General features: G+C 66.3%; 16 protein-coding genes and 1 pseudogene. 9 read left to right on the plus strand and 8 right to left on the minus strand.

Annotated features, from left to right (window positions below; translation table 11 throughout):
- The first annotated feature begins 393 nt into the window (after nucleotides 1–393).
- From tadA to RR928_RS12970, 3 genes are all read left to right on the plus strand, one after another.
- Entirely contained in the window at nucleotides 394–1551 is a 1158-nt protein-coding gene (gene tadA, locus RR928_RS12960) for a tRNA adenosine(34) deaminase TadA (protein ID WP_332682814.1), read from the plus strand.
- Between the two features lie 83 nt (nucleotides 1552–1634).
- Nucleotides 1635–2660 carry an LD-carboxypeptidase gene (locus RR928_RS12965; protein WP_442881635.1) on the plus strand — a complete coding sequence of 342 codons (1026 nt, stop codon included), beginning with the start codon at nucleotides 1635–1637 and terminating at the stop codon, nucleotides 2658–2660.
- A 116-nt stretch (nucleotides 2661–2776) separates the two neighbouring features.
- Nucleotides 2777–3262, plus strand: a complete 486-nt coding sequence (locus tag RR928_RS12970; RefSeq protein WP_332534449.1) for a hypothetical protein — start codon at nucleotides 2777–2779, stop codon at nucleotides 3260–3262.
- A gap of 40 nt (nucleotides 3263–3302) precedes the next feature.
- Here the strand turns inward: RR928_RS12970 and RR928_RS12975 are convergent, their stop codons facing one another.
- On the minus strand, nucleotides 3303–3683 hold the full coding sequence (locus RR928_RS12975) for a hypothetical protein (RefSeq protein ID WP_332534447.1): 381 nt from the start codon (nucleotides 3681–3683) through the stop codon (nucleotides 3303–3305).
- 142 nt (nucleotides 3684–3825) lie between these two features.
- On the opposite strand from RR928_RS12975, the gene RR928_RS12980 reads away from it, so the two are divergent.
- Nucleotides 3826–6372, plus strand: coding sequence for a penicillin acylase family protein (locus RR928_RS12980; RefSeq protein ID WP_332682817.1), 2547 nt, complete (start codon nucleotides 3826–3828; stop codon nucleotides 6370–6372).
- 3 nt (nucleotides 6373–6375) lie between these two features.
- Here the strand turns inward: RR928_RS12980 and RR928_RS12985 are convergent, their stop codons facing one another.
- The 5 genes from RR928_RS12985 to RR928_RS13005 all read right to left on the minus strand — a co-directional run bounded on the left by RR928_RS12985 (nucleotide 6376) and on the right by RR928_RS13005 (nucleotide 13826).
- On the minus strand, nucleotides 6376–7725 hold the full coding sequence (locus RR928_RS12985) for a TolC family outer membrane protein (RefSeq protein ID WP_332534443.1): 1350 nt from the start codon (nucleotides 7723–7725) through the stop codon (nucleotides 6376–6378).
- A 4-nt stretch (nucleotides 7726–7729) separates the two neighbouring features.
- Entirely contained in the window at nucleotides 7730–9094 is a 1365-nt protein-coding gene (locus tag RR928_RS12990; protein ID WP_332534442.1) for an HlyD family type I secretion periplasmic adaptor subunit, read from the minus strand.
- Between the two features lie 39 nt (nucleotides 9095–9133).
- The gene (locus RR928_RS12995) at nucleotides 9134–10858 is read right to left on the minus strand and encodes a type I secretion system permease/ATPase (protein ID WP_332534440.1); all 1725 of its coding nucleotides are present in this window, start codon (nucleotides 10856–10858) and stop codon (nucleotides 9134–9136) included.
- Between the two features lie 38 nt (nucleotides 10859–10896).
- The gene (locus RR928_RS13000) at nucleotides 10897–12636 is read right to left on the minus strand and encodes a type I secretion system permease/ATPase (RefSeq protein ID WP_332682820.1); all 1740 of its coding nucleotides are present in this window, start codon (nucleotides 12634–12636) and stop codon (nucleotides 10897–10899) included.
- A 332-nt stretch (nucleotides 12637–12968) separates the two neighbouring features.
- Nucleotides 12969–13826 (minus strand): IclR family transcriptional regulator domain-containing protein, encoded by an 858-nt coding sequence (locus tag RR928_RS13005; RefSeq protein ID WP_332682822.1) that lies wholly within the window; start codon nucleotides 13824–13826, stop codon nucleotides 12969–12971.
- 498 nt (nucleotides 13827–14324) lie between these two features.
- On the opposite strand from RR928_RS13005, the gene RR928_RS13010 reads away from it, so the two are divergent.
- Complete coding sequence (locus RR928_RS13010) at nucleotides 14325–15773, plus strand: serralysin family metalloprotease (RefSeq protein ID WP_332682824.1); 1449 nt, start codon at nucleotides 14325–14327, stop codon at nucleotides 15771–15773.
- Between the two features lie 113 nt (nucleotides 15774–15886).
- The gene (locus RR928_RS13015; RefSeq protein ID WP_332534433.1) at nucleotides 15887–16261 is read left to right on the plus strand and encodes an AprI/Inh family metalloprotease inhibitor; all 375 of its coding nucleotides are present in this window, start codon (nucleotides 15887–15889) and stop codon (nucleotides 16259–16261) included.
- 31 nt (nucleotides 16262–16292) lie between these two features.
- Here the strand turns inward: RR928_RS13015 and RR928_RS13020 are convergent, their stop codons facing one another.
- Entirely contained in the window at nucleotides 16293–17222 is a 930-nt protein-coding gene (locus tag RR928_RS13020) for an alpha/beta fold hydrolase (RefSeq protein ID WP_332534432.1), read from the minus strand.
- Between the two features lie 125 nt (nucleotides 17223–17347).
- Here RR928_RS13020 and RR928_RS13025 point away from each other — a divergent pair, with 125 nt between their 5' ends.
- From RR928_RS13025 to plsY, 3 genes are all read left to right on the plus strand, one after another.
- On the plus strand, nucleotides 17348–18406 hold the full coding sequence (locus tag RR928_RS13025; RefSeq protein WP_332534429.1) for an aldo/keto reductase: 1059 nt from the start codon (nucleotides 17348–17350) through the stop codon (nucleotides 18404–18406).
- Entirely contained in the window at nucleotides 18403–18897 is a 495-nt protein-coding gene (gene ybaK, locus RR928_RS13030; protein ID WP_332534427.1) for a Cys-tRNA(Pro) deacylase, read from the plus strand. The genes RR928_RS13025 and ybaK overlap by 4 nt, the downstream gene beginning before the upstream one ends.
- A gap of 96 nt (nucleotides 18898–18993) precedes the next feature.
- A complete protein-coding gene (plsY, locus tag RR928_RS13035) occupies nucleotides 18994–19653 on the plus strand; it encodes a glycerol-3-phosphate 1-O-acyltransferase PlsY (RefSeq protein WP_332534426.1) in 660 nt (219 codons plus the stop codon).
- A gap of 18 nt (nucleotides 19654–19671) precedes the next feature.
- On the opposite strand, the pseudogene RR928_RS13040 reads toward plsY, so the two are convergent.
- Nucleotides 19672–19800, minus strand: a pseudogene (locus RR928_RS13040) (TIGR02281 family clan AA aspartic protease); the annotation flags it as partial.

Here is a 19800-nt window from a genome sequence, read left to right on the forward strand (position 1 = left end):
AATACTTCCAGGGCGGGGCATCGATTGCCGGCACCACGCCGCCGGGCCGCACGCTGTGGCTCACGGCCAATGTGAAGTTCTGAGCGCGCGCGCCACCATGCCAAGCCAGCCGGGTGCGCACCGGCTGGCTTTTTTATTTGCTATACCACCAACTGGGCATGTGTTTATCCACAGTTTTGGGCATTTATTTTGTGCCTTCTTATCCCCGGGGCGTGTGGACGGAGCTGTGGAAAACTCTCCTGTGAACCCGGCAAAGCCGCGCCAGCATTGGCTTGTGACGCAGTGCTTAAAAAAAAGGCAGCTCGGAAAAAGGCGGCTCGCGGCCAGCCTGGCCGGGCTGCATTACGATCGGGCTACAGCCGCGTTTCGCGGTCAGGTAACCTGAGAAAGTTCATGGAATTGCTGATGGATGACGAGGCCGGCATGCGCGCCGCGCTGGCCCAGGCGCAGGCCGCGGCCCAGGCCGGCGAAGTGCCCGTGGGCGCGGTCGTGGTCAAGAACGGCGTGGTCGTGGGCCTGGGCCGCAACGCGCCCGTGGCTTCGAACGACCCCACGGCCCATGCCGAAATCCAGGCGCTGCGCGACGCCGCGCAGCAGCTGGGCAACTACCGCCTCGACGGCTGCACGCTGTACGTGACGCTCGAGCCCTGCGCGATGTGCAGCGGCGCGGCCCTGCATGCGCGCGTGGCGCGCGTGGTCTATGGCGCGGCCGAACCCAAGACCGGCGCCGCGGGCTCGGTGCTCGACCTTTTCGCCGAGCCGCGCCTGAACCACCACACGCAGATCGTGCGCGGCGTGCTGGCCCAGGAATGCAGCGCGCTGCTGTCGCAGTTCTTCCAGCAGCGCCGCCGCCAGAACCAGGCCGCGGCGCGTGCGGCCCACCCGCTGCGCGACGACGCACTGCGCACGCCCGACGCGGCGTTTGCGCACCTGCCCGACTACCCCTGGGCGCCGCGCCACGCGAGCGACTGGCCCAGCCTGCAGGGGCTGCGCCTGCATTACCTCGATGAAGGCCCGCGCGACGCGCCGCTGACCTGGCTGTGCCTGCACGGCGCGCCCGACTGGAGCTATCTGTACCGCCACATGGCGCCGGTGTTCCTCGCCGCGGGTCACCGCGTGGTCGCGCCCGACCTGATCGGTTTCGGCAAGAGCGACAAGCCCAAGAAGCCCGGCTTTCACACGCAGGACGCGCATCTGCGCATCCTGCAGGATTTGCTGGAGCAGGCCGATCTGCAGCGCTGCGTGCTGGTGGTGCAGCGCAGCGCCGCCGCGCTGGCCGCGCCGCTGGCAATGGCCGCGCGCGAACGTTTCGCGGGCCTGCTGCTGCTCGATAGCGCGCTGGGCGCCGACCCCGCGGACAGCGCGGCGCTGAACGCGCCCTTTGCCGATCGCGGCCATCGCGCGGCGCTGCAGGCGTTCGCGGCCATGGGCTGCGCGCAGGATCAGGCGCCAGCCGAAGAAATGCTGCTGCGCGGCCTGCGCAGCAACCGGGGCACCGCACACAGCGCCGACATGGCCTTGCAGGCTGTGGAATACTTCAGCCCATTTTAGAGCGGCTTCATTCGAAGCCGCCCCAGGGGGCGTCCCCTGGCCCCTGTCTTAACGGAGCAGGCTGCAGCGGCAGCCTGAATGCCTTGTCTTCGAAGTCCACCGAACATCACCATTCTCATTCCCACGACCACCACGAGCATGACGCCGATGGCGCCTGCTGCGGTCATGTCTCCGGCCCGCGCCGCATCTACGTCTATTCGCCGTCGAGCGCAGTCAACGACAAGCCCGCGTTCAAGCGCGGCATCGCGCGCCTGCGCGCGCTGGGCCACGACGTCGAAATCGATGCCGACGCGCTGTCGCGCTCCACGCGCTTCGCGGGCGATGACGCCACGCGGCTGGCCGCCATCCACCGCGCGGCTGCCAGCGGCGCCGACGTGGCGCTGATTTCGCGCGGCGGCTACGGCCTGGGCCGGCTGCTGCCGCAGATCGACTACGCGGCCGTGGCCAGGGCCGTCGAGGGCGGCACCAAGTTTGTCGGCCTGAGCGACTTCACGGCGTTCCAGAGCGCGCTGCTGGCGCGCGTCGGCGCCGTGAGCTGGGCCGGGCCTTCGCTGGGCGCCGATTTCGGCGCGGCCGAAGAACCCGACGACATCATGCTTGACTGCTTCGACGACCTGCTTGCCGGGCGCGGCGAGGGCAGCGGCTGGCGCATGAACAAGGAAGCGCCGCGCGCCGATGGTTCGCCGGCCGTGCCCGATATCTACCTGCAGGATGCAACCCTGTGGGGCGGCAATCTGGCAATGCTGGCCTCGCTGGTCGGCACGCCTTTTCTGGCCGATGTCCCCGGCGGCATCCTGTTCCTCGAGGACGTGAGCGAGCATCCCTACCGTGTCGAACGCATGCTGAGCCAATTGCTCTACGCGGGCGTGCTGGCCAAGCAGCGCGCCGTGGTGCTGGGCCAGTTCACGGGCTACAAGCTGGCCGCGCATGACAAGGGCTACAAGCTGCAAAGCGTGGTCGACTGGCTGCGCACGCAGATCAACGCGCCGGTGCTGACCAACCTGCCTTTCGGCCATGTCGAGACCAAGGTGCTGCTGCCCGTGGGCGCCAAGGTTTCGCTGTCCGTCGAAGGGCGTGACGCGTTGATCTACTGGGGTCATACCCACTGAAAGCGGCTGGCAGCCAGGCATCCGGCTGTCCCACGCGCCACGTAGTTTTTGTCCGTCAGACCGGCCGCGGTGCAGACTCTATCTTCATGCCTTCCTACCACTTTCAGGAGAGCAAGATGGACGACAAGGAAAAGACAGCTACCGGCGCGGGCGCCGTGCTCGGCGGCGTGGCCGGTGGTGTCGCAGGTGGTGCAGCCGCAGGTGCTGCCATTGGTGGAATGACAGGCCCCGTCGGCGCTGCCGTCGGTGCGCTGGCCGGTGCCGCTGTCGGTGCGCTGGCCGGCAAGGGGGTGGCGAATGCCGACCCGGTGGAAGAAGACACCTACTGGCGCGACAACTATGCGTCCCGTCCCTATGTCAGCGGTGCCAGCTATGACGAGTTCGGCCCGGCCTACCGCTATGGGGTGGATTCCTATTCCAAGTACCAGGGCCGTTCATTTGACGAAGTCGACGCCGACCTGAGCCGGGACTGGGGCAGCACCCGCGGCAAGTCCTCGCTGGACTGGGAGCGTGCGCGCCCCGCCGCGCGCGATGCCTGGCAACGCCTGAGCGACCGCGTGGAACGCGCCGTTCCCGGCGACTCGGACCGCGACGGCCTCTGAGCCGCGGCGCTTCGCGCCCCGCTTCCTGCCCACAGGGCCGCTACTCGAGGTAGCGGCCCTGTTCCTTTTTGCGCGCGCGCATGCCCTTGCGCAGGAACAGGTGGCTGCCGCCTTGCACCGCCAGCGGCTGGCGCGTGTCGCCCGCAAGATGCGCGTCCACGCGCGCCTCGAGGTTGTCCAGCAGCGACTGCAGCGCCGCGCGCTCGGATTCGGGCAGCCCGGGGTGCTGCTGCAAAAAGCCTTGCAGAAAGCTGCGCGCATCATCGAGCAGCACGGCGCGCGTGGGCGCCAGCGAGTGGTAGCTGGCGTCATGCAGGCCCGGCGTTTCCGTGCCCAGCAAATAGCAGCCGATGTAGTCGCCGCGGGTTTCACCGACCTCGGGGTCGCGGCTGAGTTTTTTGAACAGATCGAAGGGCCACATACAGCGTGCGAAGTAGAAACAGGGGCCGCGCCGGTGCGCGGAAAACCTCTGATTGTGGCAGGCTGGGGTAAGCCCGCGCTGCGGCTTGCGCGTACAGCAGTTACAAGAGCGGGGGCAGGGCACACAACAACCGGAGAAAACAATGGAGCGAGGCCGCAGGGCAGCAGGCGTGGTGAAGTGGGGCGCGGTGGCGCTGGTCGGACTGACGCTGCTGGGCGGCATGGCGCTCGCGGTCTATGCGCTGCGCACCCAGGCACCGCTGGACGGAAGGCTGGCCGTCGCCGGGCTGGCGCAGCCGGTGCAGGTGCGCCGCGACGCGGCCGATGTCACGCACATCGCGGCCGAGTCACCGCAGGACCTGTGGCGCGCGCTGGGCCTTGTGCATGCGCAGGAGCGCAGCTGGCAGCTTGAATTCAATCGCCGCGTGATGCATGGCACGCTGTCTGAAGTGCTGGGCCCGGCGACGCTGGAAACCGACAAGCTGATGCGCGCGCTCGACATCCGCGGCGCCGCGCAGCGCCAGTACGCAGGCCTGCCGCTGGCTGCGCGTGAAGCCTTGCAGGCCTACAGCGAAGGCATTGCCGCCTTCCATGCGGGCCGTACCCAGGCGCTGACGCCCGAATTCCTGCTGCTGGGCGTGACGCCGGGGCGCGAGGGCGGGCGCGACGGCGCGCCCTGGTCGCCCGAAGACAGCGTGGGCTGGGCGCTGATGCTGGCGCTGGACCTGGGCGGCAACTGGGGCAACGAGTTCGCGCGCCTGTCGCTGCTGCGCGGCCTGGACACCGAACGCCTGTGGCAGCTGATGCCGCCATATCCCGGGGAGGCACCGGCCACGGCCGTGGACCTGGCGGCGCTGTACCGCGGACTGGGCGTGTACGCCACGCAGCAGGCGCCGCCAGCGCCCGTGACCGCCGGTCTGAACGGACTGGCCGGCGCCATCGATCAGGCGCGCGCCGACTGGGCCCGGGCGCTGGCGCAGGAGGCCGGCAGCAACGACGGCAAGGGCAGCAACAACTGGGTGCTGGCGGGCACGCGCAGCACCAGCGGCAAGCCGCTGCTGGCCAACGACCCGCACCTGGGCCTGAGCGCACCCGCCATCTGGTACTACGCCCACCTGCAGGCCCCGGCCGGGCAATCGAGCGATGGCGCGGCCATCGGGGCGATCGACACCATAGGCGCGACGCTGCCGGGCCTGCCGTTCGTGGTGCTGGGCCGCACGGCGCGCGTCGCCTGGGGCTTCACCAATACCAGCCCCGATGTGCAGGACCTGTACCTTGAACAGATAGATGCACAGGATGCGACGCGCTACCGCACGCCCGCCGGCTGGGAGCCGTTCAGCGTGCGCGAGGAAGTCATCCGCATCAAGGGCCAGGCCGATCTGCAGCTGCAGCTGCGCGCCACGCGCCATGGCCCGGTGCTCAGCGATGTGCAGGCCAGCCATGGCCAGCTGCTGGACCTGTCGAAGTATGTGCTGGCGCTGCGCTGGAGCGCGCTGGACGCCGACAACCACACGGTGCTCGCAGGCCTGCAGGCCAACCAGGCGCAGTCCGTGGCCGAACTGCAGCAGGCGTTTGCCCACTACCACTCGCCGATGCAAAGCATCGTCATGGCCGATGTCGACGGCGCGATCGCCTTCAAGGCCGCGGGCAAGGTGCCGGTGCGCCACGCCGACAACGACTTGCGCGGCGTCGCGCCCGCGCCCGGCTGGCTGGCGCGCTACGACTGGCAGGGCTGGCTGAGCGACGCGCAGACGCCGCAGGACGACGGCGCGCAGCGCGGCTGGATAGCGACCGCCAACCAGCGCATCACCGGCCCGGACTACGCGCATTTCCTGACCCAGGACTGGCACCTGCCGTACCGCTACGACCGCATCGCGCAGCTGCTGGAAGCACGCGCGCTGCACGATCTCGACAGCATGGCTGCAATACAGACCGACGTGACTTCGCTGGCCACGCAGCGGCTGCTGCCCGCGCTGCGCACCGCGGCGGCCCAGGCCTATCATCCCCTGGCCGTGCAAACCGCCGAGCTGCTGCGGACATTCGACGGCCGCATGGATGCGCAGCACAGCGCGCCGCTGGTGTTCGCGGCCTGGGCCGACGAACTCGCGCGCGGCCTGATCGTGCCGCGCATAGGCAACGCGCGCTTTGCCGCAACCTATGGCAAGCGCGATTTCCGCGCGGCGCTCGAAGGGATTCTGGCGCGCGACGACGGCTGGTGGTGCGCGCCGCGCAGTTGCGCCGAGCAGTCGGCGCAGGCGCTCGAGCGCGCGCTGGAGCGGCTGCAGTCAGCTTACGGCTCGCGGCCCGCGCAATGGCGCTGGGGACGCGCCCATCCCGCCGTGAGCAGCCACCGGCCGCTGGGCAGCGTCGCCGCGCTGGCGCGCTTCTTCAACGTGCAGACGCCGTCGTCGGGCGACGGCTACACGGTCAATGTCGGCCAGTACAACGCGGGCGATGTCGCGGGCGGAGCTTTCGCCAACCGGCATGCGGCGTCGCTGCGCGGGCTCTACGATCTCGCCGACCTGGAGCAGTCGCGCTTCATCTTCCAGACGGGGCAAAGCGGCAATGTGTTCTCGCCGCGCTATGCCGACATGCGCGGCGCCTGGGCCGCGGGACAGTACCGGCCGCTGCAGCGTACGCCCGCGCGCTGGACGCACCAGCTGGTGCTGGCGCCGCGCGCCAGCGACTGAGCCTCAGGGCGACAGCCAGGCATTGGCCTGCTCGATGTTCTGCCGCCTGTCCTGTCCCGCGAGGCTTTGCAGCCGCAACTGGGCCAGCAGATACCGGTAGCGTCCCTGGGCCAGGTCGCGCAAGGCGGTGGTGTGCTGCTGCTCGGCCTGGAGCAGGTCCAGCGTGGTGCGGCTGCCCGCCTGCAGCGATTTCTGGTTCGACAGCAGCGCCTGCTGCGCCGAGCGCTCGGCCTGTTCCAGCGCGCGCACGCGCAGCACGCCTTCGGTCATGGCACGCAACTCCTGGTGCACGCGCACGCCCAGTTCGCGCCTGGCGCTTTCCAGCGCTTCGCGCGCGCGCTGCTCGCCGGCCAGCGCCTGGCGCACCTGCGAGTCGACCGCGCCGCCCGAATACAGCGGAATGCTCAGCTGCAGGCCCACCGACTTCTGGACATGGCGCGCGTTGACGTTGGACACGCTGTCGCTCTGGCTGCGCGACCACTGGGCCACGGCGTCCAGCGTGGGTCGGTGGCCGGCCTGGGCCTTTTGCACTTCCAGGCGCGCGGCTTCGCCCTGGGCGCGCAGCGCCTGCAGTTCGGGGCTCGCGGCTTCGGCGCGCGCGATCCATTCGTCCAGGCCCAGGGGCTGGGGTGCCCGGGGCACGAAGCGCGGCACATCGAGACCGGCCAGCGTTTCGGCGTTCTGTCCGGTCAGCACTTCGAGGCGGCGCTGGGTGAATTCAACGTTCTGCGCGACTTCGAGCTCCTGGGCCAGCGTCAGGTCCAGCCTGGCCTGGACATCATCGATGTCGGTGCGCGATCCCGTGCCGGCGGCAAAGCTCTTGCGCGCCGCGTCGAGCTGCAAGGCATTGCTGGCCTTCTGCACCTGCAGCAGCGCGACCTGATCGCGCGCCAGCAGCGCGTCGAAGTAGGCTTCGCCGACGCGCACCACCAGCGCCTGTTCGTCGCGCTCCAGCGAAGCGTCGGCTTCATCGACCTGGGCGCGCGCCTGCCCGACCTGGGCGCCAAGGTAAGGGCGGTACAGCGGCTGGCGCAGGCTCAGCGTCTGGTTGCCGCTGTAGTAGTCGTTGCTCGCGCGCCGCGGCTGGCCGAACACATCGAAGCTCTTGCTTTCCAGGTCGTTGTAGTTGCGCGTGGCGTTGAGCGCGACCTGCGGGCGGCGCTGGGCCAGAGCCTGGGGCAGGCGTTCGCGCGCCGCGTCGGTGCCGGCGCGCGCCGCGCGTATCGTCGCGTCATGCGCGAACGCGGCGTCGTAGGCCTGGCGCAGATCCAGCGCCTGGGCGGGCATGGCCAGGCCGCTGGCCAGCAGCGCGCAGAACTGCAGGCGCCGCAGTGTCACAGTGGAAAAAACCATGGCGTCACTCTTCGGTCAGCGAGGCCGCGATGCGCTTGGTCAACGGGTGCAGCAGATAGGTCAACAGGCTGCGTTCGCCGGTCTTGAACACCACTTCGACCGGCATGCCCGGCTGCAGCTGGCGCTTGCCCAGACGCTGCAGGCCTTCGGCCGTGACTTCGATGCGCGCCAGGTAGTAGCTCATCATGGTCTGTGGGTCGGTCAGCAGGTCGGACGAGACCGACTGCACCTTGCCCGGCACCACCAGCTGCGGCGAGTGGGCGAACGTCGAGAAGCGCACATCGACCGGCAGCTCCGCCCGCACGCGATCGATCAGATGGGGGGCGACCTGGGTTTCGAGCAGCAGCGGGGCGTCGCCCGGAACGATGTCCATGAGCTTCTGGCCGGGCTGGATCACGCCGCCCACGGTCTGCGGCGCCAGGCCCACGACCTGGCCATCGGCCGGCGACCTGATTTCCAGGCGCGCGAGTTCATCGCTCAGGGCCTTGAACTTCTCCTGCTCGGCGAGCACTTCGCGGTCCACTTCGGCAAGCTGGGTCTGGACTTCCTTGCGCTGCTCCTGCTGGCGCGAGAACGCGCGCTGGCGCAGCTCGGCCATGCTGCGCTGGGCGCGCACCGTGTTGCCCTGCAGGTCCGCGATGGCGCTGCCCGAATCGGCCACCATGCGCTCGAGCTCGAGCTGGCGGTTGCGCGGCGCATAGCCTTCGCTGACCAGGCCGCGCAGGTTGCGCAGTTCCTCGCCCAGCGATTCCTGCTGGGCCTGGCGGTTGCCCAGCATGCGCGTGTAGGCCTGCTGCATGCCGCGCTGGCCTTCGATGCTTTCCTCTATCGACTGCAGATCCGAGCGCAGCAGATGCTTGCGCGTGGCGAACAGCTGCTCCTGCGTCTGCATGTGCTGGCGGATCAACGGATCGGCCGCGGCCGCATGCAGGTCTGCGTGAAACACCAGCTGTGCAGCGTCCGCATGTTCGGCCGTGAGCCGCGCCTGCATGGCGCGCAGGCCCAGGTAGCGCTGGCGCGCCGACTCGTGGTTGGCGCGGGCCGTGGCGGTGTCCAGCCGCATCAGCAGCTGGCCTTCGCGCACCTTGTCGCCTTCGCGCACCAGCACCTGGTTGACGATGCCGCCCGACAGGTGCTGCACGGTCTTGCGCTTGGTGTCTATCGCCACCATGCCGGCGCTGGGAACGCCTTCATCGAGCGGCGCGACCGCGGCCCAGAGCAGGAAGCCGCCGAAACCCAACGCCAGGGTCCAGAGACCTATGCGCCCTATGCGGCGCGCGTCCTTGGCATTGGGGTCGACGGTGGCGAGGCCGGCAGCATCGGCAGCGATGGCCGAGGCGCCAAGGGGAGTGGAAAGAGAGGGGGTCATGGAAAGACTCGTTGAATTTGGCATGGAGGGGCGGGCGCGTCAGAGCGCCAGCAGTCGCGGTGAGGGGGCGCTGGCCGCGGGCGCGGCGCGCATCGAGGCAAGCACCGCATCGCGTGCGCCATCGCGCTCGATCCGGCCCTGGCGCAGCAGCACCACACGATCGGCGGCCGCGAGAATGCCCTGGCGGTGGGTGACGATCACCACGGTGCTGCCCTGGGTGCGCAGCTCCTGCAGCACATGCACCAGCGCGGCTTCGCCGGCGTCATCGAGGTTGGCGTTGGGCTCGTCTAGCACCACCAGCCGCGGCCTGCCATAGATGGCGCGCGCCAGCGCGATGCGCTGGCGCTGCCCGCCTGAGAGCAGTCCGCCGGCTTCACCGATGGGCGTGTCGTAGCCCTTGGGAAAGCGCAGAACCATTTCGTGCAGTCCGGCGCTGCGCGTGGCGGCAATCACCTTGTCGGGAACGATCTCGCCGAAGCGCGCGATGTTCTCGGCTATCGTTCCTTCGAACAGCTCGATGTCCTGCGGCAGGTAGCCCAGATGGGGGCCGAGCTCGCAGCGGTCCCAGCCGGCCAGCGGCCGGTCGTCGAGCAGCACTTCGCCGTGCAATTGGGGCCATACGCCGATGATGCAGCGCGCCAGCGTCGACTTGCCCGAGCCCGAAGGGCCGAGGATGGCCGTGACCGAACCCGGCTGCAGCGACAGGCTCACGCCTTGCAGGATGGGCGTTTCGCGCCCCTGCGCCTGGGCCACGACATCGCGCAGCACCAGCGCGCCGCCGGGCGTGGCGCGCTGCAGGCGCGGGTCGCGCGCGGGATTGTCCTGCAGCAGGCTTTCAAGGCGGGCAAAGGCGGCGCGCGCGCTGATGAAGACACGCCAGGTGCCGACCAGCTGGTCTATGGGCGCGAGGGTGCGCGTCATCAGCACGTTGGCGGCGATCATCTCGCCCGGCGACAGCTGGTTGTTGATGACCAGCAGCGCGCCCGCGCCCAGGCCCAGCGACTGCTGGGCGTAGCGTATGAACTTGCTCCAGGCGGTGATGCGGTGGGTCAGCGACTGGGCCTTGCCCTGCAATTGCAGCGCGTGGCGGTAGCGCTGCGCCCAATGCGGCAGCAGGTGGTGGACCATGCCCATGGGTTCGAGCACTTCGACATTGCGCAGCTTGCCCTGCAGGTAGCTGCGGGCCTCGGCGGAAGCCTCGCTGGCCGCCTGCGCGGGTGCCACCGACTTGCGGTGACCGAACCAGACCAGCGCGGCCTGGGCCAGCGCAAAGCACAGCGCGATGCCCGCCAGCGCAGGATGGAGCAGGAACAGCACGCCCAGATAGATCGGTGTCCAGGGTGCGTCGAACAGCGCGAAGATGCCGTTGCCGGTGAGGAACTGGCGCACCTGCAGCAGGTCGCTGAATGCGCGCTTGGCGGCCTCGCCCTGGCGGCTGAGCCGGGCCTCGAAACTGGCTTCGAAGATGCGCGCGCCCAGCAGGTTGTCGAGCCGCATGCCGCTGCGCACCAGCACCTTGGAGCGCATCCATTCGGAAAACGCCATCACGATGAACAGAAACAGCGTGATCAGCGACATCATCAGCAGCGTCAGTTCGTTCTGGCTCGCCATGACGCGGTCGAAGACCTGCAGCATGTACATCGTCGGCGACAGCAGCAGCAGGTTGGCGAGCATGCTGAACAGGCCGACCATCGCGAATTCGCGGCGAAACGACCACAGTGCCTGCGTCAGTTCGCTGCGCTGGAAGAAAGCGGGGGATTTCATGAGGGAAATTCCTGGAGATGGGAGGGAGCGCCGCGGCATCAGGCGGGTGTGGCCTGCACGCCTGCGGACGCAGGCTGGGCGGGCACCGGGCGTGCGGCCTGGGCCAGCGCGGCCAGCACTTCGGCGCGCGGGCCGAACGCCTGCTGGCGGCCATCGCGCAGCACCAGCAGCTTGTTGGCGAGCTGCAGTGCGCTGCCCAGATGGGTGATGACCACGAAGGTCGTGCCCTGGGCGCTCGCCTGCCGGATGGCCTGGGCCAGCGCGGCCGTGCCTTCTTCGTCCAGGCTGGAGTTGGGCTCGTCGAGCACCACCAGCACCGGCTGGCCGTAGAGCGCGCGCGCCAGTCCCAGGCGCTGGCGCTGCCCGCCCGAAAGCCGCGCGCCGCCATCGCCGATGGGGCTGTCGTAGCCGTGCGGCAGACCCAGGATGAACTCGTGCATTCCCACGGCGCGCGCCGCCGCCTCGACCTGGGCCGGCTGCACCGGGCCGAAGCGTGCGATGTTCTCGGCCACCGTGCCTTCGAACAGTTCCACCCCCTGGGGCAGGTAGCCCAGATGAGGGCCGAGTTCCTGCTTGTTCCAGCTGTGGATGTCGGCGTCGTCGAGCCGCACCTTGCCGCTTTGCGCCGGCCACAGTCCCACGAGCATGCGCGCCAGCGTGGTCTTGCCGCTGGCCGATGGACCGATCACGGCCAGCACGTCGCCCGGGTTCAGCGCGAAGGCAATGGCGCGCAGGATAGGCGGCTGGCCGCCACCGGGCGCGCCCGCCACCAGCTGCTCGACCTGCAGCCGCCCACGCGGCGCGGGCAGAGGCATGCCCTGGGCGCGCTGGGGCACGGCCTGCAGCAACTGCTGCAGCCGGCTCCAGGCGTCACGCACGTTGACCACGGTCTGCCACTGCGCCACGGCCTGCACCAGCGGGGCAAGCATGCGCCCGCCGAGGATGGACGCGATCATCATCATGCCGCCACCGCCGTTGAGCTGGTTGTGCAGCAACAGCCAGCAGCCCAGGCCCAGCAGCAGCGAGCCCAGCGTGTTCTGCAGCAGCTTGCCCAGCGCCTGGAAGCCGCCGGCGCTTTCGGAGGCCTGGGCCTGCAGGGCGAGAAAACGGCGCTGCTTTTTCTGCCAGCGGCGCTGCAGGTTGCGCAGCATGCCCATGGCCTCGATGACTTCGACGTTGCGCAGGCTGGAGTCGGCGTACTGCTGCGCCGCGATCGAGGTACGGTTGGCTTCCATCAGCGGCGGCTTGGTGCGCCGTTCGTTGCACCACGCGACCGTGACCTGCAGCAGCGCAAACACCACGGCCGACCAGCCCAGCACCGGACTGATCATGAACAGCAGCACCATCATCAGCAGCGCTATCGGTGCTTCCATCAAGGCCAGCAGCGCGGGCGAGAACAGAAAATCGCAGACCAGGCGCAGGTCGTTGAGCGGCTGCATGCTGCCGGAGCCGCGTTGCAGCCGGGCGCTGAAGATCGCGTTGAAGATGCGCTCGCGCAACTGGCTATCGAGCGCGACGCTGGCGCTGCGCATGATTTCGCTGCGCGCCCACTCGAGCACTTCCATCAGCACATAGGCGCCGAGCACGGCGATGGTCAGCATCAGCAGCGTGAAGTGGCTGCGGCTGTTCACCACCCGGTCGTAGACCTCGAGCATGTATGCCGATGGAGCGAGCACCAGCAGCGCGGCCAGCAGGCTGAAGCCTGCGGCGCGCACGAAGTAGGGTCTTAGCGCGGCTAGGGCCGTGCGCAGTTCATCGGGTGAAGCAGTGGTTTTCATGGTCTTGTAGTCAGGTTTGCGGGCCCGGCACCGGGCCGGGCGGTGTCGTGCACCGGATTTGCCATTGCGCAACCCGCGCCCTGGGGCCGGAGAAGGGATGGCAAACAGAATGTCGACAGCATTCGCATATTATAGTTTTTGGCTATTAAATCAAGTAGGACAATAGTCAATATGATGTTGTGAACGAAAAATATCGTCTGCGCCGCCGCCTGACGCCGACCACTGAGCGCGGGCCTGACATGAGTGGTCACGGCCCTTGGGAAGTTCCTTGTGCTGGCAGGAGAAGGGGGCGCGGCTGGTGGCGCCCGGGCTGCGGCGCGCGCCGGTGCGGCTCAGGCCTGCGGCGCGAAACGCGTCGTCAGCGGCGCGTATTCGGGAGGATGGGCAAACCAGGGCTCGCTGTCGCGACCAATGCGCTCGGCCAGCTCGCGCAGTACGGGAAGGTATTTGTCCTCTATCGCCTGGGGGGCGACGGAGGCGTTGGGATAGACCATGTTGATGGCCGCTATCAACTGGCCCGCGCTCTTGACCGCCAGACCGATGGCGGAAAAATCCGGTTGGTCGCTCCACTCTCCGCGATTGATCGAGTAGCCGGCCTGGCGCGTCTCGCGCAGCATGCGGTCGATCGCCTTGCGCTGCCTGGCCCGCGCGCCGATTTCGTCCTGGCGCAGGCTCAGCAGCTGGAGGATGTTTTCCAGCTGCTCCTCGCTGCACGCGGCCAGATAGGCGCGGCCGACCGCGGTATCGAGCACCGGCAGCCGCGTGCCGATCATGGAATGGTGCTGCGAGAGCATGCTGAAGCGGTGGGTGCTTTCGCGTATCACCATGAATTCCGACTCCAGCGTGGCCAGGTCGCAAGGCCACATCAGTGGCTTGACATAGGCGCGCAGCAGCGGCGCCGCGACGCGCGCAATCCATTCCTCCTCGATGAAGCCTTCGCTGAGGCTGCGCACTTCAAATGTCAGGCAGTACTGGCCGTCCCTGTCCGTCGGGCGGACCAGACCGCACAGCCTCAGGGTCTCCAATATCCGCTTGACGGAAGGTCGGGGAATGCGCGTGATTCGACTGAGCTCGCTGGTCGTGCAGATTCCCCCATGCGCCTGGTTCATGCAGCGCAGCAATTCAATGCCGCGCTGAAGGCTGCGAATTTCCTTGTAGGCCGCATTGGGAGGTTCTATGGGGTGGGGCATGGCTGCAGCTCTAGGCGTTTTCCCGGACGATTTTGTTCACCTGATGGACGCAATTTACGTCATATCCCTTTTTTCTGACAATCAGTCATCACCGATTTGAAATGTCGGTGAATCGGTCGATTACGGTGACGAAATCGAACCGCAAGCGGATAGGACGCAATGGGATTTGCACCCGGTGCATATCGCCTCACGGCGCGATCTGCATCCAGCAGTCGATAAATCCTCAAAGATTTGCATGTTATTTGGCCAGTACGCTGGTCAGGGCTGCAGAGATTGGGGGCATCAAGGAGACGCAATTTGTGAAGAGATCATGAAATTTGATTCTCCCGGGTCTGGTGGGGGAAGTAGTGAGTGCTATGTGTTGATGGTTTCGATCCATGTCGGGGCCATTTCTTGTGAAAGGTCATGTTGAGTAATTTTGTTTGCGATATCTCCGGTCAATCGTATGGCAACGAATGACAGTACTGAACAGTGAATTTTTATACTTAAAGGCAAGTAATGAACGTTAACAAGGTCTACACTTCGGCATCTTTGAATTCTGTGAACAGTGTTCTGAACAACTCGAATCGTGGTGGCGATGCAGGTCGCAATTACAAGGCATCCTATGATGTGGATGCCGCCGGAAAACAGATAACGCGCGATAACAAGTCGTGGAATGGTCCAGGCGTGCTCGGCAAGGATGCCGACTTGACCTATTCATTTCCCGAATGGCAATACAACCAATACAACGTGGGGCGCAATACCAAGCTCAGCGCGTTCACGCTCAAGCAGCAGGAACAGGCCGAGCTGTCGCTGCAGTCGTGGGCCGATCTCGCGAACATCACTTTCACGAAGGTCGCCCCGACGGAAAAGGCCAACATCACGTTCGGCAACTACGTGGGCCAGGGCCAGGCCTACGCGATGATGCCGTTCTCTTATGCACCCAGGGACTACCGCGGCCACAGCACCGACGGGCAAAGCTGGTTCAACATCAACTACTCGCAGGCCAGCCAGCGCGATGGCCTGTACTCGAACCTGCACCCCGAACTGGGCAACTATGGACGCATGACCATCACGCACGAGATCGGTCATACGCTGGGCCTGAACCACCCGGGGAACTACAACGCCGGTCAGGGCAATCCATCGTATCGAAATGCCTCGTATGCGGAAGACACACGCCAATACAGCAGCATGAGCTACTGGAACGAGGCCAATACCGGCGGGGACAACAAGGGCCACTTTGCTTCCGCGCCGCTGATGGATGATATCGCCGCCATTCAGCGACTATATGGCGCCAACATGCAGACACGCACGGGAGATACAGTCTATGGCTTCAACTCGAATTCCGAAAGAGACTTCCTGACGATCAAGAGTGCGGAGCAAAAGGCGGTATTCTCTGTATGGGATGCTGGCGGAATCGATACCTTTGATTTTTCCGGCTATAGAGAAAATCAGAACATCAACCTGAACGAAGCATCGTTTTCCGATGTGGGAGGCTTGAAGAAGAATGTTTCCATCGCCAAGGGCGTGACCATAGAGAATGCAATAGGCGGGTCTGGCAACGATGTCATCGTTGGCAACAGTGCCGATAATTTCATCGATGGCGGCGACGGGAACGATGTGATTTATGGCGGAGCGGGTCAGGACATGTTGAAGGGTGGCAAGGGAATGGACATATTTGTCTATACAAAGACCTCCGATTCAACGCCTGAATTCTTCGACAAGTTAATTGATTTCGAGACGGGAGTCGATAAAATAAATCTTTCATTCTTCAATCAGGCAGCCGGCAAGCCAGGTTTCATTCACTTTGTGGATCAATTGACCGGAGTGGCGGGGCAGGTGGTATTGTCCTACGATGCGCAGAGCAATACCAGTGATATCCTTGTCAATGTCAATAATGACACCGTGCCCGATATGAAGATCCAGTTGGTCGGGCAGGTTGACGCAGCAACTGATTTCATCTTGTAAATGAATGGACGAAAAGCCATGGAAGTGCTGGCTTTTCGTCCTTCATGTGTCAGCGCTCGCTTCAGGGGTTGCTTGGATAAATCGGTTTGGTCAAATTCGGGAAGTCCAATGCCATGAAGTTCATTTCAAAATTCTTGTTTTCAATTATGGTCACAACTACCGCCATGGGCAGTTCGCTGCCCTTGCCCCAGCCCGAAGATCTGGTGGGAGACTGGGTTTTGTCCTATGCCCGGCAATTTTGCGCAATCCATCTCTGGATAGACGAAATGCCGCAGGCCAATGGGTACCGGCTAACCATCGATGCGCGCGCCGGCGCATGCAGTTTCCCCATGGATGCGGTCGCATGGCGTCCTGCGCCGGACGGAATCTCCCTTCTTGACCATGAGGGGACCACGCTGGTCTTCTTCTCGCAGGAAGCAGGCGGCTATCGCAGCAACATCGCCAGCGAAGAGGGCATGCGCCTGCAAAGGAAAAAAACCGGCGAATGAACGGCTGGCGGCACTCGCGGCCAGGTGCGCCTTAAGGTGCGCGCAGAAAATCCTCGATCAGCCTTGCGACGACCTCGGGCTGGTCGTGGTGCAGCATATGGCCGGCATCATCGACGCGCGCCGTGCGGCAGTCGCGCACATGCTGCAGACGCGCGTGGTATTCATCGAGCGTATAGCGCCCCTTGTTCCATTGCGCGAGGCTGTCGTCGCTGGCTTCGATGGCCAGGGTGGGCGCGGTGATCGCGCCATACAGCGCGAGCACTTCGTCCACATGGAACAGATGCGGGTTCACGACCTTGTGCGCAGCGTCGCCCAGGATATGCCAGCGGCCATCGGCGTCGGGCGCGGCCCAGTGCTGCGCCAGCCACAGCGCCTTGTCCTGGTCGATGCGGCGGTTGGTCTTGCGCAGCCGCTGGGCCACGCTTTCGAGGCTGTCGTAGCTCTTGAGGTCGAGTTCGCCGCGCGCCAGCGCGCGCGTTTCATCGAGCCATTGCGCATAGCGTGCGGGCGCTTGGCCGGGAGTGGTGGCCGCGAGGCCGAAGCCTTCCAGATTGACCAGACGGCGAATGCGCGCCGGCCGTGCACCGGCATAGAGCATCGCGACATTGCCGCCCATGCTGTGGCCCACGAGATCGACCGCCTGTCCCGGTGCGTAATGGTCGAGCAGCAGGTCCAGGTCGGCGAGATAGTCGACGAACTGGTAGTGGTCGACGCGCAGGCCTGGCTTGGTCAGGCCGAACCCGCGCCAATCCGCCGCGATGATCGTGCGGCCGGCAAGGAAATCGGCGCTGAACGCATCGACGACAAATTGATACGACGCGGCCACGTCCATCCAGCCATGGGCCAGGAACAGCGGCGCCAGGGCGCCGTCGGCATTTTCCGGCTCCCATAGCCGCACGTGGTATTCGATGCCGCGCAGAGGGAGGTATTCGGAGCGGCTGGGGCGTTGGACGGTGTACATCGCGCAATTATTTCCTGCGGCCGCAGCATCCGCAGTCGTTGCAGGGACAGCCGCGGTTTCTTTGCCGCGCAGGCCCAGGGATTCCGTAAACTGGCGGGTCTCATTCCAAGCCTCCCGGAGATTGCATGCACAAGGTTCAGTTAGGAAAAAGCGACCTGCAGGTCACGCCCATTTGCCTGGGAACGATGACGTTTGGCGAACAGGTGGGCGAGGCCGCGGCCCATGCCATCCTCGACCGCGCGCTCGAGCTGGGCGTCAATTTCCTCGACACGGCCGAAATGTATGCCGTGCCGGCGCGCGCCGCGACCTTTGGCGCGACCGAGACGATTCTGGGCAACTGGTTTGCCAGCCGCCCCGGCGCGCGCGACAAGGTGGTGCTGGCCAGCAAGGTGGCCGGTCCGTCGCGCGGCATGCCCTGGATACGCGAAGGCGCGGGCATGACCGCCGCCGACATCGTCGCCTCGTGCGACGCGAGCCTGCGCCGGCTGCAGACCGATGTCATTGATCTCTACCAGATCCACTGGCCCGAGCGCCATGTGCCGGCCTTCGGCGCGCTCTACTACGACCCGGCCAAGGAAACCACGCAGACGCCTATCCACGAGCAGCTCGAAGCGCTGGCCGGCCTGGTGCGTGCCGGCAAGATCCGCCATGTGGGCCTGTCGAACGAAACGCCTTACGGCGTGCATGAGTTCGTGCGCCTGGCCCAAGCCCATGGCCTGCCGCGCGTGGCGAGCATACAGAACCCGTACTGCCTGCTCAACCGCAGCTACGACAACGCGCTCGACGAAACCTGCGACCGCCTCGATGTGTCGCTGCTGGCCTATTCGCCGCTGGGCGTGGGCCTGCTCACGGGCAAGTACGACGCCAGCGGCATAGAAGGTCCCGATGCGCCCCGGGGCACGCGGCTGTCGTATGAATCGGTGCGCAAGCAGCGCTGGGGCCGGCCCGATGCGCTGGTCGCCGCGCGCCGCTACAACCAGCTCGCGCGCGACCATGGCCTGAGCCCCGCGCAGATGGCGCTGGCGTTCTGCTATACCCAGCGCTGCGTGGCCAGCACCATCATCGGCGTGACTTCGCTGGCCCAGCTCGAGGAAGACTGCGCGATCTGGGGAACGCAGCTGCCCGCGACGCTGCTCGCTGAAATCAACCAGGTGCGCTGGGAAATGCGCGACCCCGCGGTATGAGCAAGAAGTCCGCGCATGTGAGCGAGACTCCGGCCACGCAGCTGCTGCGCGCGCACCGGGTCGAATTCACCGAACACCCCTACGAGTACCAGGAGCATGGCGGCACGGCGCACAGCGCGGCCAGCCTGGGCTTCGAGGAGCACAGCGTGGTCAAGACGCTGATCATGCAGGACCAGGATGCGAAGCCGCTGATCGTGCTGATGCATGGCGACCGCAAGGTGTCGACCAAGAATCTTGCGCGCCAGATCGGCGCCAAGTCGGTAGAGCCCTGCAAGCCCGACGTCGCCAACCGGCACAGCGGCTATCTGATAGGCGGCACCTCGCCGTTCGGCACGCGCCGCGCGATGCCGGTGTACATCGAGCAAAGCATACTCGAGCTGCCGCGCATAGCGATCAACGGCGGGCGGCGCGGCTTTCTGGTGCAGATCGATCCCCGGGTATGTCTGGATCTGTTGAAAGCCCAGCCGGTGCAGTGCGCGCTGGCAGAATAGCAGTCCCGCGCGACGGGCATCCGGCGGCGGCGCCGAATGGTTGCCTGCGCGACAGATTTTTTGCCATACCGGCCCGATGCGGGCCAAGGACTTGAATTGAACGCGTTTTATCCTTTCCTCGCGACCCTGGCCGCGTATCTCATAGGCTCGCTGTCGTTTGCGGTGATCGTCAGCCGCGTGATGGGTCTGCACGATCCGCGCACCTACGGCAGCGGCAATCCCGGCGCGACCAATGTGCTGCGCTCGGGCAGCAAGCCCGCGGCGATCGCCACGCTGCTGCTTGACGCGCTCAAAGGTTTCGTTCCGGTGGTGCTGGTGCAGTGGTTCGGCAAGCCCTACGGCCTGGGCGACGGCACGCTGGCCGCGGTCGCGCTCGCGGCCTTTCTCGGCCATCTCTACCCGGTGTTCTTCCGCTTCCAGGGCGGCAAGGGCGTGGCCACGGCGCTGGGCGTGCTGCTGGGCATCAGCGGCTGGCTGGGGCTGGCGACCGCGCTGACCTGGCTGATCATTGCCGTCTTCTTTCGCTATTCGTCGCTGGCTTCGCTGGTGGCGGCGGTGTTCGCCCCGGTCTATTACGTGCTGTTCGGCGGCGTGCTCTGGTACACCGAAGGCCCGGTCACGGCGGCCATCGTCGCCATGGGCCTGCTGCTGATCTGGCGCCACCGCGAGAACATCCAGCGCCTGGTCGCGGGCAAGGAATCGCGCCTGGGCAAGAAGGCCGACGCGGCCAAGGGCGCGCCCAAGTCCAAGCGCTGAGCGCAGCGGCCGCGGGATTCAGCGGCGCTTTTCGAGCACCATCTGATCGCCCTGGCGGGTCATGTGGAAATCGGCCAGGAAGCTGTTGCCCAGCAGCACGAAAGGCATGGCCTGGGGCGTGACCACGGCGTCGACGCCGCGCGCTTC

Origin of the sequence: Comamonas sp., from assembly GCF_036666375.1 — a bacterium.
Taxonomy (GTDB): domain Bacteria; phylum Pseudomonadota; class Gammaproteobacteria; order Burkholderiales; family Burkholderiaceae_C; genus Comamonas.

What these genes read in the sequence shown, in the direction of transcription:
- tadA (WP_332682814.1), top strand. Translation starts at nt 394, where the DNA reads ATGGAATTGCTGATGGATGACGAGGCCGGCATGCGCGCCGCGCTGGCC.
- RR928_RS12970 (WP_332534449.1), top strand. Translation starts at nt 2,777, where the DNA reads ATGGACGACAAGGAAAAGACAGCTACCGGCGCGGGCGCCGTGCTCGGC.
- RR928_RS12975 (WP_332534447.1), bottom strand. Translation starts at nt 3,683, where the DNA reads ATGTGGCCCTTCGATCTGTTCAAAAAACTCAGCCGCGACCCCGAGGTC.
- RR928_RS12980 (WP_332682817.1), top strand. Translation starts at nt 3,826, where the DNA reads ATGGAGCGAGGCCGCAGGGCAGCAGGCGTGGTGAAGTGGGGCGCGGTG.
- RR928_RS12985 (WP_332534443.1), bottom strand. Translation starts at nt 7,725, where the DNA reads ATGGTTTTTTCCACTGTGACACTGCGGCGCCTGCAGTTCTGCGCGCTG.
- RR928_RS12990 (WP_332534442.1), bottom strand. Translation starts at nt 9,094, where the DNA reads ATGACCCCCTCTCTTTCCACTCCCCTTGGCGCCTCGGCCATCGCTGCC.
- RR928_RS12995 (WP_332534440.1), bottom strand. Translation starts at nt 10,858, where the DNA reads ATGAAATCCCCCGCTTTCTTCCAGCGCAGCGAACTGACGCAGGCACTG.
- RR928_RS13000 (WP_332682820.1), bottom strand. Translation starts at nt 12,636, where the DNA reads ATGAAAACCACTGCTTCACCCGATGAACTGCGCACGGCCCTAGCCGCG.
- RR928_RS13005 (WP_332682822.1), bottom strand. Translation starts at nt 13,826, where the DNA reads ATGCCCCACCCCATAGAACCTCCCAATGCGGCCTACAAGGAAATTCGC.
- RR928_RS13010 (WP_332682824.1), top strand. Translation starts at nt 14,325, where the DNA reads ATGAACGTTAACAAGGTCTACACTTCGGCATCTTTGAATTCTGTGAAC.
- RR928_RS13015 (WP_332534433.1), top strand. Translation starts at nt 15,887, where the DNA reads ATGAAGTTCATTTCAAAATTCTTGTTTTCAATTATGGTCACAACTACC.
- RR928_RS13020 (WP_332534432.1), bottom strand. Translation starts at nt 17,222, where the DNA reads ATGTACACCGTCCAACGCCCCAGCCGCTCCGAATACCTCCCTCTGCGC.
- RR928_RS13025 (WP_332534429.1), top strand. Translation starts at nt 17,348, where the DNA reads ATGCACAAGGTTCAGTTAGGAAAAAGCGACCTGCAGGTCACGCCCATT.
- ybaK (WP_332534427.1), top strand. Translation starts at nt 18,403, where the DNA reads ATGAGCAAGAAGTCCGCGCATGTGAGCGAGACTCCGGCCACGCAGCTG.